The organism is Vicinamibacterales bacterium (genome assembly GCA_035699745.1).
In the GTDB taxonomy this organism is placed as follows: Bacteria; Acidobacteriota; Vicinamibacteria; order Vicinamibacterales; family 2-12-FULL-66-21; genus JAICSD01.
Window position 1 is genome coordinate 103,121 of the sequence record DASSPH010000072.1, and the last position, 14,777, is coordinate 117,897.

General features: G+C 68.9%; 10 protein-coding genes. 2 read left to right on the forward strand and 8 right to left on the reverse strand.

Annotated features, from left to right (window positions below; genetic code table 11):
• Positions 1–4 precede the first annotated feature (4 nt).
• The 8 genes from VFK57_17975 to VFK57_18010 all read right to left on the reverse strand — a co-directional run bounded on the left by VFK57_17975 (position 5) and on the right by VFK57_18010 (position 11,963).
• Positions 5–3,001 carry a protein kinase gene (locus VFK57_17975; protein ID HET7697608.1) on the reverse strand — a complete coding sequence of 999 codons (2,997 nt, stop codon included), beginning with the start codon at positions 2,999–3,001 and terminating at the stop codon, positions 5–7.
• 151 nt (positions 3,002–3,152) lie between these two features.
• On the reverse strand, positions 3,153–4,469 hold the full coding sequence (locus tag VFK57_17980) for a carboxypeptidase regulatory-like domain-containing protein (protein HET7697609.1): 1,317 nt from the start codon (positions 4,467–4,469) through the stop codon (positions 3,153–3,155).
• A 47-nt stretch (positions 4,470–4,516) separates the two neighbouring features.
• Positions 4,517–7,465, reverse strand: coding sequence for a protein kinase (locus VFK57_17985; GenBank protein HET7697610.1), 2,949 nt, complete (start codon positions 7,463–7,465; stop codon positions 4,517–4,519).
• 46 nt (positions 7,466–7,511) lie between these two features.
• On the reverse strand, positions 7,512–8,639 hold the full coding sequence (locus tag VFK57_17990) for a serine hydrolase domain-containing protein (GenBank protein HET7697611.1): 1,128 nt from the start codon (positions 8,637–8,639) through the stop codon (positions 7,512–7,514).
• 43 nt (positions 8,640–8,682) lie between these two features.
• A complete protein-coding gene (locus VFK57_17995; GenBank protein HET7697612.1) occupies positions 8,683–9,240 on the reverse strand; it encodes a gluconate 2-dehydrogenase subunit 3 family protein in 558 nt (185 codons plus the stop codon).
• On the reverse strand, positions 9,237–10,949 hold the full coding sequence (locus tag VFK57_18000) for a GMC family oxidoreductase (protein HET7697613.1): 1,713 nt from the start codon (positions 10,947–10,949) through the stop codon (positions 9,237–9,239). The genes VFK57_17995 and VFK57_18000 overlap by 4 nt, the downstream gene beginning before the upstream one ends.
• Positions 10,949–11,479, reverse strand: a complete 531-nt coding sequence (locus VFK57_18005) for a DinB family protein (protein HET7697614.1) — start codon at positions 11,477–11,479, stop codon at positions 10,949–10,951. Before VFK57_18005 ends, VFK57_18000 begins: the two co-directional genes overlap by 1 nt.
• A 67-nt stretch (positions 11,480–11,546) precedes the next feature.
• A complete protein-coding gene (locus VFK57_18010) occupies positions 11,547–11,963 on the reverse strand; it encodes a hypothetical protein (GenBank protein ID HET7697615.1) in 417 nt (138 codons plus the stop codon).
• A gap of 112 nt (positions 11,964–12,075) precedes the next feature.
• Between VFK57_18010 and VFK57_18015 the strand changes: the two genes are divergently transcribed.
• Both VFK57_18015 and VFK57_18020 read left to right on the forward strand, forming a co-directional pair.
• The gene (locus VFK57_18015) at positions 12,076–13,032 is read left to right on the forward strand and encodes an SMP-30/gluconolactonase/LRE family protein (GenBank protein HET7697616.1); all 957 of its coding nucleotides are present in this window, start codon (positions 12,076–12,078) and stop codon (positions 13,030–13,032) included.
• Between the two features lie 222 nt (positions 13,033–13,254).
• A complete protein-coding gene (locus VFK57_18020) occupies positions 13,255–14,772 on the forward strand; it encodes an alkaline phosphatase PhoX (GenBank protein HET7697617.1) in 1,518 nt (505 codons plus the stop codon).
• The last annotated feature ends 5 nt before the right edge of the window (positions 14,773–14,777 follow it).

The window sequence follows — 14,777 nt, forward strand, 5'->3', positions numbered from 1 at the left end:
GCGCTCAGCGCGCGCCGGCGGTCTGGCGCGCCGCGCGCTCCCTGGCCTTCACTTCTTCCGCCCAGTTGAGCACGACGACGATCTGCGTGGCGCCCGCGGGGTAGTCCTCTCGCACCATGAGGAAGCGCTGGCCGTCGGCGGACACGTCGTAGCTGGCCGAGGCCACGCCGGGCATGCCACACGACGAACCCGTGCCGTGCGAGTACGGCGATTCCCACAGCAGCCGCGGCGCTTCGGCGCGGAAGGCAGGCGAGGTCGTCACCGTGACGGCCATCATCTTGTCGTCGTTGCGATAGTAGAGCTCTCCCCCCTGGCGGCGCCACACCGGATCGGTTCCGCCATTGTTCGACACCTGCAGCTTCAGGCCCGGCCCGGGGAACGCCTGCACGTAGATCTCCGGACGTCCCGATTCGGTCGACGAGAACGCGATGAAGCGTCCGTCCGGAGAGAACTTGCCGGAGCCCTCGCCGAACCGCGTTTGCGCCACCGGCAGCGCCGGCTGCCTGCCGTCCAGCGGCAGCACCATCACGTCGTCGCGCGTCCGCGGATCCTTCTGATCGAACGTCAGGAAGCGGCCGTCGGGGGAGAACGACACCGGGCTCTGCCGCGTCCCTGATGGATCGAGCCGGGTGGCGGGCGCACTTCGATCCGCCGGCATCCGCCACAGCGTCATGCCGCCGGCCTGCCAGGACCTGAACGCCACCTCCTTGCCGTCGGCGCTCCAGACCGGGTCGTGGCTCATCCCGTCCGTCGTGACCTTGCTGAGGACGGTGCGCGCGAAATCGTAGAAGTAGAAGTCGTGATTCGGCCCCTCGATCTCGACGGCGAAGGCGTGGCCGTCCGGGGCGATCCGCGGATAGAGATACGACGCCGGCGGCAGCGGCAGCGGATCCGCCTTGCCGGATCGGTCGACCCAGACGAGCGTGCGGTTGGCGCCGTCGGACGCGCCGGGAACGTAGGCGAGGTCTCCGCGCGCCGACATGCTGAAGTGCGCGGCGCCGGTGTTGCCGCTCATCATCACGCCGTCGAGCACCTGGAACGCCGGGCCGGTGACTTCCTGGCGACTCAGGTCGAACGCGGCGGCGAACAGCTTGCCGCCGCGGGCATAGACGATGTGGCCCGACGGAGAGTAGACCGCCGACGTCCCGCCCTCGATCAGCGTCTTTCTCCGGCGCGTGGCCATGTCCCACAACTCGATGCGCGCGTCGTTGTAGCTGCTGATCCCCTCGAACGCCGCGGTGAAGAGCAGAGCCCGGCCGCCCGGCAGCAGGTGCGCGAAACGATGGCTGCGCTCGCTGCTTCTCGGGTCGAGGTCGGTGACGGTTTCAATCGCCCCGCCCGACTCGCGAATGCGGACGATGCCGCCGGGATAGGTGGAGGTCCAGTAGATCCAGCCGTCGGCCCCCCAGTCGCCGCGGTGAAAGCTGTCGTACTCGACCAGCTTGGTTGGCGCGCCTCCCGCGATCGAGGCCTTGAGGAACGGGCGCGACGCTGAAAAGCTCGAGTTGCCTTCGATGAAGGCGATCGACGCGCCATCCGGGGAGAAGAGCGGGGCGCCGCGGAAACCGGGTGCCGCGGTAATCTCCAGCGGCTGGTTCTCCAGGCCATTCAGCCGCCGAATGTAGACCGGTCCGGGCAGCGGCGTGAATGCCAGCAGCGTCCCGTCAGCCGACAGCGCGACCTTCGAATTGAACTCCGGCCCGATTTCCTGATCCTTCGGCAGGTCGATCGTCATCCGCACGACGCGGGCATCGGCCGCCGCCGGATCGTCGCGCAGCCACCAGACCGCCGCCAGGCCTGCCGCCGCGGCGAGCGCCGCGGCGCCGAACCCGAACGCCATCTGCGCGCGGCGGCGCCAGGTGCGCGACTGGTGGGCGGCGAGGTCCGCGTCGAGGTCTTCGCCGGGCGACTGGATGATGTGCTCGATCTCGACCCTGACGTCGGCGATGTCGCGCAGCCGCTGTTTCGGATCCTTCTCGAGACAGCGCTGAATCAGGCGGCGAACCGCCCGCGGCGTGTCGGGCGGCAGCGTCGACCAGTCGGGATCCCGCTCGAGGATCGCGGCGATCGTGTCGGTCACCGTGGCGCCGTCGAACGCCATCCGGCCCGACAGCATTTCGAAGAGCACGCAGCCGAACGCCCAGATGTCGGTGCGCTTGTCCACCGCCTTGCCGCGCGCCTGCTCGGGGCTCATGTAGCCCACGGTCCCGGCGATCAGGCCCGGACGGGTCGCGGCGCTGGCGGTCTGTGACTGCGTGAACGCCAGGCTGGCGTCGTCGCCGGACACGACCTTGGCGATGCCGAAGTCGAGCAGCTTGACCACGCCGTCGGGCGTCACCTTGATGTTGCCGGGCTTCAGGTCCCGGTGCGTGATGCCCTTGTCGTGCGCGGCTTCGAGCGCGTCGGCGATCTGGCGGGCGATGTTCAGGGCGTCCTTCAAGCGCAGGCCCGGCGCCGCGGCGCCCGCGGTTTCCGAGAGCTTCTGCGCCAGCGTCTGCCCTTCGACCAGTTCCAGCACGAGGCCGCGAACGCCCGCGCTTTCCTCGAGGCCGTGGATCGCCGCGATGTGCGGATGGTTCAGTGCGGCGACCACGCGGGCCTCACGCTCGAGGCTGGCCACGCGGGCGGGATCGGAGGTCAGCGCGTGCGGCAGGACCTTGATCGCGACGTCACGACCCAGCTTGTGGTCGTGCGCCAGGTACACCTCGCCCATCCCGCCGCGGCCGAGCAGCGATCGGACCTCGAAGGATCCGAGGCGCCGCCCGACGAGGAGCGGAGCGGCATCACTCGCGGGAGCGTCCCGGACGGTGCGGGCCGGGGCGCCGACGAAGCCGAGGAACTCGGCGGTGCCGGCGGGCTGGTCCAGCAGCGACTCGACCTCGAGCTGCAGGTCCGTGTCGCCCTTGCATTCCCGCTCGAGGAACGACGAGCGTTCCCTGTGGGGACGCGCCCGTGCGAGCTCATACAGTGTCTTGACGCGTTCCCAGCGTTCAGGGGTCATGGGACTCCCGCGAAAGGCGCAGCATCCTAACAGTCCTCTCACGCGACGCGCAAATGCCGCGACGCCGTCAACGGCCTCGAGAGCTGCTCCACTACCTAACGCGCATTCCGGCGGGAAAATACCTCAGGGCCGGGTGTTGCGGGCGGCCAGGTCACTTCGGGGTGGGGCACGGACGGGTCAGCACGATGCGCAGCGACGCGGCCGCCGCCGGATCGACGGGCAGGGCGTCGGACATCGCCGCGACGCGCCCGTTGCAGTCGTACCCGGTGATCGTGTATCGCCGCCCTTCCCACCCGCGGACGCGAAACCGGCCGCGCGCGTCGGCGGAGGCGTTGGCGACCCCATGGCCCGCATCGACATCGTGGAGCAGGACGCCCCCCTCAACCGGTCGATCACCGGGACCGATGATGACGCCGGCGAACTGAACCTCGCGCGGCGGATCGGGATAGCGCAGCGCCAGCCGCACCGCCGGACCTCCAACGCGGACGATCGCCGCGTCTTCCGGCCGCGCCGCCGCCGGATACCAGAACGGCATCCGCTTCGCGTCCCAACGCGGCTTGAAGTGCGTGCCGACGGCGATCAGATAGTCGCCAGGCGGCAGTCCATCGAACGACCACGTCCCGTCCAGATGATTCACGTAGGTGAAGGTCATGCGGCCGGGCGACGGCGCACGCGTCGCCGGGTCGATCGCGTAGGCGTGAATCGTCACCGCGTTGAGCTCGCGGCTGCCGTCCGCCAGCGCGAGCGTGCCGTGCAGCGGCAGCCGCATCACGCCGATGTTCGCGTCGGCGTAGCAGGCGACCCGCACGACCGCATCATTGCCAGCAACGCGCTCGTAGCCTGGCGGCAGATCCGCGGTGACGCGGTAATCGCCCGGCGCGAGATTCCGGAAAACGAAATAGCCGTCGGCGTCGCTGACGGCGCGGCGGACGTCCGGGCCGCGCCGCGCGGTGACGGCGATTCGCGGCAGCGGCAGCAGGTCTGAACCGGGCGTGCCGTCGACACGCTGGCGCGACTCGGTGATCCGGCCGGCGAGTCGCGGAACCGTCACGCCGCGGCGGCGCTCGCGCAGCACGTCGACCTCGTGCTGACGACCCGCCAGCTCGCTGGTGCGGCTGCACAAGCTGGCTTCGAGGCTGCCGCCAACGATGCGCGCGTAGACCAGATAGTCGCGTCCCGCGGCGAAGGAGGCGAGGCAGTTTCCGCCGTTTCCGCTGGGCAGCACAACCGGCCCGGTGATGGAGCCGTGCAGCACCTCCGCGACCGCGAACCGCGCCATCGGATGGCGCGGATTGGCCGGATCGCGCGAGCCGGGCTGCAGGTCGACGACGCGCCCGATGAAGACGACGTCGGCGTTCTCGATCGCGGCGCAGGGATCACCCGGCATGGCGCAGCTGCATGCCGACGCCGCGGCAGGCAGCGCGAGCGATGCCGCAGCCGTGGCGAGGGCGAGAGCCAGGGTCTTCATGGCGTTCGTCAATTTAGACACCGCGAGGAAGTGGTTGGCCTCGGAGCCTACCGCAGCACGACGGGGCCGAAGTACTTGTCCAGCCAGGCGAGCGTTTCCGTCATCCTCTCGCCTCTCGGCAGATTGTGGCTGGTGTCGTACAGCACCCGCCGCTTGTGGGATGCGGGGGCGCCGATCAGGTCGAACATGACCTGCTGCGAGGTATCAGCGGGGAAGAAGAAGTCGTACCGGCCGTTCAGCATCAGGGTCGGCACCCGCACCCGGGGCGCGAAGTTGACCGCGTCGGCTTCCGGCCGCGGCTGCTGGTGATAGAACCCGCCGACGTGGAAGATGGCGAGCTTGAACCGCGGTTCGGTCGCCACCATGATCGTTCCCATCGCGGCGCCCCAGCTTCGGCCGAGGTAGCCGATTCGGTCGGGCATGATGTCGGGCCGGCTCTGAAGGTAATCGACCGTGCGTTGAACGTCCTTCGACCACATCACGACGTGATCGCGGAAGAACGTACTCGAATTCGGGAAGTCTGAGATCAGATCGTCGCGCCGCTCGTGCGTGCTCTTCAGCACCGGCAACACCATCACCCGGCCGCTCCCGACGACGAACTCGGCGAGGTCCAGCATGCCCGCAACACCGTCGCGGCTCGACGGCTGATGAATCGCGGTGATGCCCGGGTAATAGACCAGGGCCTGGTAGGGCGGCCTGGCACGCTTCGGAATGAGAACGGAGAGCGCGAGCCGCTCGCCGCCATAGGCGGCGTTGACTGTCACCGTCTCCACCCGCCAGTCGCGAGCCGAGTCGTCCGTCGACTCGAGCTTCGGCTCCAGCTCGCCTCGGTCGTACGAATAGAGGCTGGCATAGGCGCGAAACACCTGGTCGGTGACCGGCCGGGCGCGGCTGAAGTCGCGGAAGTAGAACTCGACCGGCCGCGCCGCTTCGGCGCCCGACGGCAGGTCCGCGGCGAGCTTCACGGTACGAAAGCCGAGCGATGGTTCCCGCTCCCACGGCAAGCGCGCGTCGGCATCATTGAAGAAGTACGCAGGGTCGTTCCAGCCGCCGCCGAGCGTATAGCGGCGCCCGCCCCCGGCCTCGTTCCAGCACCACTCCTTGACGTTGCCGGCGAGATCGAACGTGCCGAAGCGGCTCTGCGCGTTCGAGGCACCCACCCGCAGAGGACCGCTGGCCTGGAACCGTCCGAGTTGCAGGAGCACCTGGCTCGTGCCTCTCCGATCGGCGGCGACGCTCCAGTGGAAGATCGTCGGCAGCGTTCTACCCGCGAAGTTCGCGTACGCGGCGGCTTCGTACCAGCTCACCCCGCCCACCGGTTCCTCTTCCTTGCCGCTGCCGAACGTGCCCAGTTCCCACGTGCTTGGACCAGGCCGCCCGGTTCGATCGCGCAGGAGATCCACGGCCGCTTCCCAGCGCAGCTCCCTGCCGTCCTTGACGAAGGGCATCGTCCAGTAACGGCGATCGGCGTAGCCGCCGGCGTCGACGAACGCCTTGTACTGGCGATTGGTCACCTCGTAGCGGTCGATCCAGAAATCATTGAGCTCGATGGCGGGTACGTGCTCGAGCCCTGCGATGCCCAGCAGCTGCGGGCCGCGCGGCGACGCGCGGACCATCCCGGCCGGAATGCGATCGGGGGGCTCCATCACATACGTGTGCGGCACCTCCGGGGCACGGGTCCTGACCGTGACGTAAGGCGGCAGCAGCCCCACGTCGTTGATCGTCGCAAAACCGGCGTGGACGATCTGCCATTCCTGCAGGCCGCGCGGAATGACCGCGTTGCGCACCGGCGTCGAGCCGAGTCGACGCCACGGGTCCCTGCTCCCGTAGTCGCGATGGAACACGTCGCTTCCCTGCGGGGTCGAGTCGATGTCGATGCGGCGGCTCACGCGCTGCACCGCGGCCGCCAGCTCGGGATCGCCGGCCAGCAGCGGCTCGGCCTCGCGGGAGAGATCCAGAGCGGCGGTGAACTGATCGGCGTTCGCCAGCGCCTGGATGCGCGGAAGTGCGACATCGCGTGCCCACCGCACCCGGTCCCGGCGCTGCTGCCACCACCATCCCACACCCGCGGCCGCGATCATCAGGACGGCGATCGCACCACCGATCGCCGCCCGCCAGCGGCGCGGAATCGGCAGCGCGCGAACTCGGGCGCCGTCCGACTGCGCCGCCTGCCAGTCCACGATGCGGCCATGAATCTCGCGCGCGGTCAGCGATCGCCGGGCCCGATCCTTCTCCAGCGCGAGATCGACGATCTCCGCCAGCACCGAGGGCGTGTCCGGACGCAGCGTGTGCACCGGAACGGGCGTATCGGTGAGCACGGCCTGCATCGTGGCGAAGGGATTGCCCCCATCGAAAGGACGCCGGCCGGTCAGCAGCTCGTACAGCGAGACACCGAGCGCCCAGATGTCGGTGCGTTGATCGATCGGTTCGCCCCGCGCCTGCTCCGGCGACATGTAGGCGACCGTCCCCGCGGTGGTCCCCACCGCCGTCAGCCGTGACGCCGTCTCGTCCAGGCCGCGCGGATCGTCAATCGTCGCCAGGCCGAAATCGAGAATCCGCAGGTGCCCGTCGGGGCCGACCATCATGTTCGCCGGCTTCAGATCGCGATGCACGATGCCGCCCGCGTGCGCAGCGGCCAGCCCCGCGGCGGCCTGCGCGGCGGCGGACGCGATTTCCCGAATCGGCAGCGTCCCGCGGGCAAGCCTCGCCTGGAGCGTCTCTCCCGCGCAGTACGCCATCACGATGACGGGAACGCCGTCGTGGTCCGCCACCTCGTGAATTGCCGCGATGTTGGGGTGATCGAGGGCACCGGCCGCGCGCGCCTCGCGCAGGACACGCCGGGACGACGACGGATCGGCGGTGGCGGTCAGGACCTTGAGCGCAACGTGCCGCGCGAGCTGCAGGTCCTCGGCCAGGTAGACGATCCCCATGCCTCCGGCGCCGAGCGGTTTGACGATGCGAAAGTGACCGATGACGGCACCGGCCTCGAACGTCATGGGCGCTGAGTATACGCTCGAAGGAAGGCGGGCGCGGCCGCACCCATCACGACTTCCCGGCGCGGTCCGCGTACTCCCACTCGTATGGCACCCCGGTGTCGCCGAGCACGAAGCGCACGAGATCGGCGAAGCTCGCCTCGGCGCGCACGTCGTTCGCCAGCAGCAGCACGCAGCGCCGGCCGCGCTCGAGGCAGACGAAACTGTTGGCGGTCTGACCGTCGTGACCGCCTTTGTAGAAGCCGGGGCCCTGCGGTCCGTCGAACACGATGACGCCAAGGCCCGCCGCGAGGTCGCGCCGCTGTTCCGCCGGGGGGAGATACGGCGCGAAGTTGGGGAACTGGTGCGCCGTGCCGATGTGCAGGGACGGCTTGACCATCTCGGCACGCGCTCCCTTCGACAGGCCGTCGCCGCGCACCAGCGCCGCGACGAACTTCGCGAAGTCGCCGATCGTGGTGTCCATCGAGCCGGCGACGCGCACGTTGGAGCGCTCGTCGTGCTCCTGGGGCTCCCCTTTGTCGTTCCAGCCATCCGCCAGATTCGGCCGGAAGTCTGCGCGCCACTGAAGGCTGGTGCGCGTCATGCCGAGCCGCACGAAGATGGCGTCGGTCAGTTGCTTGACGTCCAGGCCGAGCCCCTTGCTCCTGGCGCCCTGCTCGATGGTGAACTGCAGCAGGCTGAAGCCTTCGCCCGAGTAGCTGTAGCGCGAGCCGGGATCGAAGTGGATGCGGAGCTTCCGGTCGGGTTCGATGAACCAGAAGTTGTGGAAACCCGTGGAATGGGTCAGCGCCATGCGCGCGGTAATGGTGCGCCAGCGATCGTCCGCCGCCAGATCGCGATAGGGACCGTACTTCGCCAGATGCGCCTCGCCTTCGCCGTAACTGATCAAGGGGCGTTCGAGGTAGCCGGCGAGCGGCGCGTCGAGATCCAGCCTGCCCTGGTCCACCAGGGTCAGCGCGGTGTAGGCCATCACCGTCTTGGTGAGCGACGCGCCGTACATGACCGTGTCGGTCTGAAGCGGATCCCCCTTGGCGTTGCGCGCGCCGTACGCCTGCACGTAGGTGACGCGCCCGTCATCGATCACCGCGATGGCGAGGCCGTTCGCGCGTGTCCCGGCCATCGCGGCGCGCACGCGGGCATCGATCGCGGACGGATCGGGAAGGCACGCCTGCGACACGCCGCTCGCGAGCAGCAGCGCGAGGCAGCGCGCCGTGCGGCGGCTACGTGGTCCAGTTGCGACGGCCCACCTGCTCGATCGGCACGCAGCCGTCATAGACGCCGGGGATGGGGTCGTAATTCAGCACCTTCTTGCCGACCTGCTCCGAGGTGAAGTAGCCCAGCACGGTCATCGCTCGCAGCAGCCCGAACGGACTGGGCGTCACGGTCTGCTGCGCGGCGGCCACGCCGCGCAGCACGGCGTCCTGCTGCGCCGGCGCCAGCGACGCGAACGGCGCCTGGTGCGCGTCGCGGGCGGCGCGGTCGATGTCCTCCACCGCGCTCGCCAGCAGCCTGCGCTCCTCCGCGGTCATGAACTCGCCGTAGAACCGATCGATGAACGCCGGCACGCCGACGTCCAACGCGCCGGGCGTGTCGGTCCGCGGCAGGATGCGCTCCGCCGCGGCGCTGAGCACCGCGCCCTGCGCGGCGGTCAGGTAGGTCTTGCCGGCCGGCGCCTGCGCGCGGACGGCAAACTCCACCCAGTCGGGGACGAGCGCGACGCCGGCGAGCAGCGCCCCTCGCCGGATGGCTTCACGACGATCGATGCCGGGACTGCTCACAGGTTCCGCCTGTTGATCTCGCTGACGGCGCGGTCGCAGGCGCGCGCGGTCAACGCCATGTAGGTGAGCGAGGGATTGACGCAGGATGCCGACGCCATGCACGCGCCGTCGGTGACGAAGACGTTCAGCGCCGAGTGCACCTGGTTCCAGCCGTTGAGCACCGACGTTTTCGGATCGCGCCCCATTCGGGCCGTGCCCATCTCGTGGATGCAATTTCCCGGCGCGCTGTTGGTCACGTCGTCGAAGGGCGTGACGTTCTTGAGGCCCGCAGCCTCGCACATCTCGGCGGCCGAGTTCATCATGTCCTTGCGCATGTTGAGCTCGTTGGTCTTCCATCCGCAGTCGAACGTCACGGTGGGCAGGCCCCATTTGTCCTTCACCGTGTCGCTCAGGTACATGCGGTTCTCGTGGTACGGGAGGCACTCCCCCCACGAACCGATGCCGAACCGCCACGGCCCCGGCGCGATCAGATCGGCCTTGAGGTCCGCTCCGAAGGCGCTCATCTCCTTGATGCCGCGCGCCCAGTTCTCGCGGCTGGCACTCCCCTGGTAGCCGAAGCCGCGCACGTAGTCCTTCTGCGCCGAGCGCGCGTCGAGGTTGCGGAACCGCGGGATGTAGATGCCGTTCGGGCGCTGCCCCTTGTAGAACCGATCGCCGAAGTCCTCCGACAGCCCGTTGGCGCCGACCTTGAAGTGGTGGTCCATCAGGTTGTGGCCGAGCTCGCCGCTCTCGTTGCCGAACCCGTTGGGGAACGTCTCCGACTTCGAGTTGAGCAGGATGAACGTCGAGGCAATGGCCGACGCGCACAGGAAGATGACGCGCGCGAAGTACTCGGACGTCTCGTTCGTCTGCGCGTCGCGGATGCGCACGCCGGTCGCCCGCCGCGTCTTCGGGTCGTAGACCAGCTCGGTGACGATGGAGAAGGGACGCAGCGTGAGCCTGCCGGTGGCGTAGGCCGCCGGCAGCGTCGCCGAATTGCTGCTGAAGTAAGCGCCGAACGGGCAGCCGCGAATGCACCGGTTGCGGTACATGCACGTGCCGCGGCCGTTGTGCGGCTGCGTCAGGTTCGCGGTGCGCCCGATGATCATGGCGCGGCCGCCGAAGGACTTCGCGATGCGCCCCTTGACCTGTTCCTCGAGGCAGTTCATCTGCATCGGCGGCAGGAACTGGCCGTCGGGCAGCTGCGGCAGCCCGTCGCGGCTGCCGCTGATGCCGGCGAACCGCTCGACGTAGTCGTACCACGGGCTGAGGTCCTTGTAGCGGATCGGCCAGTCGACGCCGTGGCCGTCGTGGGCGTTGGCCTCGAAGTCGAGATCGCTCCAGCGATACGACTGCCGGCCCCACAACAGGGAGCGGCCGCCGACGTGATAACCGCGCATCCAGTCGAAGCGCTGCACTTCGGAGTACGGGTTCTCGACGTCGTTGACGAACCAGTGCGCCGAGGCCGGGTGCGTCGTGTACCCGGTGCGCGCCTGCTTCTCCTGTTGCGCGAGATCCGCCGTCGAGAGGCGGTTGCGGCCGGCGAACTCCCAGCTCTCCTTCATCGCCGTCGGATAGTCGCCGTGCTTGACGTCGCGGCCGCGCTCGAGCACGAGCGTGCGGAGCCCCTTCTCGGTGAGCTCCTTGGCCGCCCATCCGCCGCTGATGCCCGACCCGACGACGATCGCGTCGTAGGTGCGTTCCGCCGTGCCGCGTCCCTGGACGAACACTACCGTTCGCTCGAGGGAGGGACGATGTTCTTGAGGCGCATGTAGGTCACGAGATTGCCGTAATGCTCCCACATGTGGCTGTTGGTGAAGGCGAGCATGCCCAGCCGCGTCTGCTTCTGACCGAAGAAGTCGACCTGGGTCGTCGCGTTGGCGTCGTTCGTGGCGGCAAACACCTGATCGCAGGCGGCGTACGACGCCTTCAGTCCCGCCACCAGATCGGCGCGCGTCGTCTTCTTTTCGTTCGACTGATCGACGACGGTCTTGCCGGTGCCGGCGAGGCCGCACAGCAGGTTGTTGCCGTCGGCGATGTGGCCGAGGAGGGCGCCGAGGCTTCGGACGTCCGGCGTCGGCTTGAACGCATACAGATCCTCGGGAACCTTCTCCGCCGTGCGCAGCACGAACGATCGGATCGTTTCGGCCTGGGTCTTCAGGATGGCGACGTGCGGCGCCACGCCCCCGCCTGGCGTCTGTGCACCCACCGTCGCCGTCGTCATCGCCATTCCCAGCACAAGCGCCATGGCTCGTTTCATCGTGGTCGCTCCTTGCGTCAGAAATCGGAGGATACCGGGAGCGGCGCCGGATGGCAATGGGACCCGATCAGGCGTAATTGAACGGCAGGCCGTCCGGCACGGTCGTCCCTGCCGCCGCCCATCGCCGCTGATCCACGGTCGCCCGGCGGAAGTATGCCGAGACCCGCGCGGCCAGCTCACCCGAGAGTCCGATGTCGGCGACAGCCAGGTCGAACGCCTTCAGGCACGCCTCGTCGAGCTCGACGTGCTCGCCGTTGCAGGCGTGGATCCGCTGGACCGAGCTTTCGTCGCCGTATCCGGAGGTGTAGAGCGCCGGGCCGCCGAACGCCTCGGACAGGTACGCCGCCAGCCGTTCCTCGTGGCGCGGATGGGTTCCGTGTTCGAACGGATGCCACGCGAGCGGATCCTGCTGCAGGCGCGCCTGCCAGGCCCGGCACAACGCGAAGATCCGGTCGAAGCCGCCGACATCCTGGTACAGGCTCATGAACGACATCCTACTCTGCCGGCCGTGCCGTTATACTCACGCGGAGATTCGCTGAGGGAGGCCGATGGAGACGGATCGACGATCTTTTCTTGGTGCAGCGGCGGGCACTCTGGTGGCCGGCGCCGGACGGCTGCGGAGCACGGGGGCGGCGCAGCCGCCCCCCTCGCCCGTGACGTTTCCCGGCATCGCCAATCCACTGGAGGGCGCGGTCGAGGTCATCGCGGCCGGCTACATCTGGACGGAAGGTCCGGTGTGGGTCGGCGGCGAGCAAGGGCATCTGCTCTTCTCGGACGTGCCCGGCAACGCCATCTACAGCTGGGACGGCAAGCGGACGACGGCATTCCTGGCGCCGTCCGGCTATCAAGGCTTCCCGATCCCCGCCACGATCCGCGAGGCCGGCTCGAACGGCCTGGCGCTGGGCCGCGGCGGATTGCTGATCGCCGACAGCGGCACTCGGGCCCTGGCGCGCGTGGACCTGGCCACGCGTCAGAAGACGGTGTTCGCCCAGTCGTACCAAGGCAAGCGCTTCAACAGCCCGAACGATCTCGTGCTCGCGCGCGACGGTTCCGTCTACTTCACCGATCCGCCCTACGGGCTGACCGACGTGCAGAAGTCGCCGCTGCGCGAGCTGACCTTCACCGGCGTCTTCCGCGTGACGCCCGACAACCAGGTGCACCTGATTGCCGACAACCTGTTTCCGAACGGGATCGCGTTGTCGCCGGACAACCGCACGCTCTATTCGACCGACAATTCGGGCTGGGTGGCGATCGATCTCGATGCCTCGGGCAAGCCCACGGGGCAGCGGCCGTTCGTCCCCAGCGAACGCGTCGGCGGCGCGCGGGGTGACGGCATGAAGGCGGATTCGGCCGGCAACATCTGGGCGAGCGGCCGCGGCGGCATCTACGTCTTCTCACCGAAGGGGGAACACATCGGCTTTGCGCCGATCGCCGGTCGCGTGTCGAACTGTGCGTTCGGACCGGGGCGGTATCTCTACGTCACCAACGACACGCAGGTCGTGCGCGGCCGCATTCGCGCCGATTTTCCCGGAGGGTCGCCGATCCAGTACTGACCGCTGCTGACCGCCGTCACCGGTCGCGCCCGGCCGCTCACTCGGTGCTCCCCATCGCGCGGACGCACTTCCAGCTGCGGTAACCCCATTCGACCGCCCAGCCGTCCCAGAACGTCACGTCTCTGATCTCGCCTGCTTTCCGATTCGGCTTGATCGCGGACGCGGCGCTGAGCAGAATGCCTGCTCACGACGGCGGACCTTTCCACTCTCCAGGGAGGCCACATGCCAGCCAATCCGTTCGACCTCGATAGACGGCAGTTCTTCAAACGCTCCGCGCTTGCGGCCGGCGCCACGACGCTCGGCGGCGGCATCTTCGACGCGCTCGTCGCACGATCCGCGCATGCGGCGGGTGCCGGGGGCGGCCGCGGCGTCGGGTACGGTCCCCTGCGCCCGGCCGGCGACGATCTGTCGCTGCCTCCCGGATTCCAGTACCGCGTGATCAGCAACGAAGGGGACTTGATGGACGACGGGTTTCCCGCGCCCAAGGCCATGGACGGGATGGCAGCGTTCCCGCTGCCGAACGGCAACGTGCTGCTGATCCGCAATCACGAAGACAACGAGGCTCCCAGCCGTCTTCGTCCGCGGCCGTCTGGCAGCACGTCGACGACGGCCGGCATCCTGAACGGACTGCTGAACACGCACTACGGACCGCGCTCGTACGCCTACGATGCGTTCGCGGGCGGAGGTACGACGTCGATCGAAGTGGAGCCGCACGGCCAGCGGCGCGTCGTCGCGCAGCACTGGAGCCTCGTCGGGACGCTGCGGAATTGTGCCGGCGGCCCCACGCCCTGGGGCAGCTGGCTGTCGTGCGAGGAAACGCTGGAATCAGCGTCCGCGACGGGCTTTGCGCAGAATCACGGCTACATCTTCGAAGTGCCGATGGCGACGGCAGCGGGCGCGCCGGCTCCCGCCGTGCCGCTGAAGCACCTCGGGCGCTTCGCTCACGAAGCGGTTGCCGTCGACCCGGCCACGGGAATCGTCTACGAGACGGAGGATCAAGGCGACGTCTCGGGTTTCTACCGGTTCGTGCCGGCGACGAAGCCCACGAAGCCGGGCGATCTGGCGGCGACCAGCGGCGCCTTCGAGATGATGAGGATCGCGGGGCAATCACAATACGAGATCGCGATCAATCAAACGATCGGCGTGCCGCTCCCCGTCGCGTGGGTGCCGATCGGCAACCCCGATCCGGTGCCGGCCGGCGCAACCATCGACGGGGCGGCGGGGTCGGCAGTCTTCGCGCAGGGGTTCGCCGCCGGCGGTGTGCGCTTCCGGCGGCTGGAAGGATGCTGGTACGACAGGGGGCAGATCTTCTTCGTCTCGACGAACGGGGGCAACATGGGACTCGGGCAGGTGTTCGCCTACGACCCCGCCGCCGAGACGCTGACGCTCGTCGCCGAGTCGCCGGGCGTCGACGTCTTCGACGGGCCCGACAACATCTGCAGCACGCCGCACGGCGGATTGCTGGTGTGCGAGGACGCGGGGGCCGCGCAGTACCTGCGGGGGATCTCGCCGGCCGGCGAGATCTTCGATTTCGCGAGAAACCTGCGCAACACGATCGAGTTCGCGGGCGCCTGCTTCAGCCCGGACGGGCAAACGCTGTTCGTGAATCTGTACGGCCGCGCGACGGTGCGCACGGTGACGCCGTACAAGGCGCCGCTGCAGATCGTGGTCGGACCGGAGCAATTCGAGCGGGCGGCCACGGTCGCGATCTGGGGGCCGTGGACCGCAGGTCCGCTCTAAAGACG

Coding starts and splice junctions, on each gene's coding strand:
- VFK57_17975 (HET7697608.1), bottom strand. CDS start 3,001: ATGACCCCTGAACGCTGGGAACGCGTCAAGACACTGTATGAGCTCGCA.
- VFK57_17980 (HET7697609.1), bottom strand. CDS start 4,469: ATGAAGACCCTGGCTCTCGCCCTCGCCACGGCTGCGGCATCGCTCGCG.
- VFK57_17985 (HET7697610.1), bottom strand. CDS start 7,465: ATGACGTTCGAGGCCGGTGCCGTCATCGGTCACTTTCGCATCGTCAAA.
- VFK57_18005 (HET7697614.1), bottom strand. CDS start 11,479: ATGAAACGAGCCATGGCGCTTGTGCTGGGAATGGCGATGACGACGGCG.
- VFK57_18010 (HET7697615.1), bottom strand. CDS start 11,963: ATGAGCCTGTACCAGGATGTCGGCGGCTTCGACCGGATCTTCGCGTTG.
- VFK57_18020 (HET7697617.1), top strand. CDS start 13,255: ATGCCAGCCAATCCGTTCGACCTCGATAGACGGCAGTTCTTCAAACGC.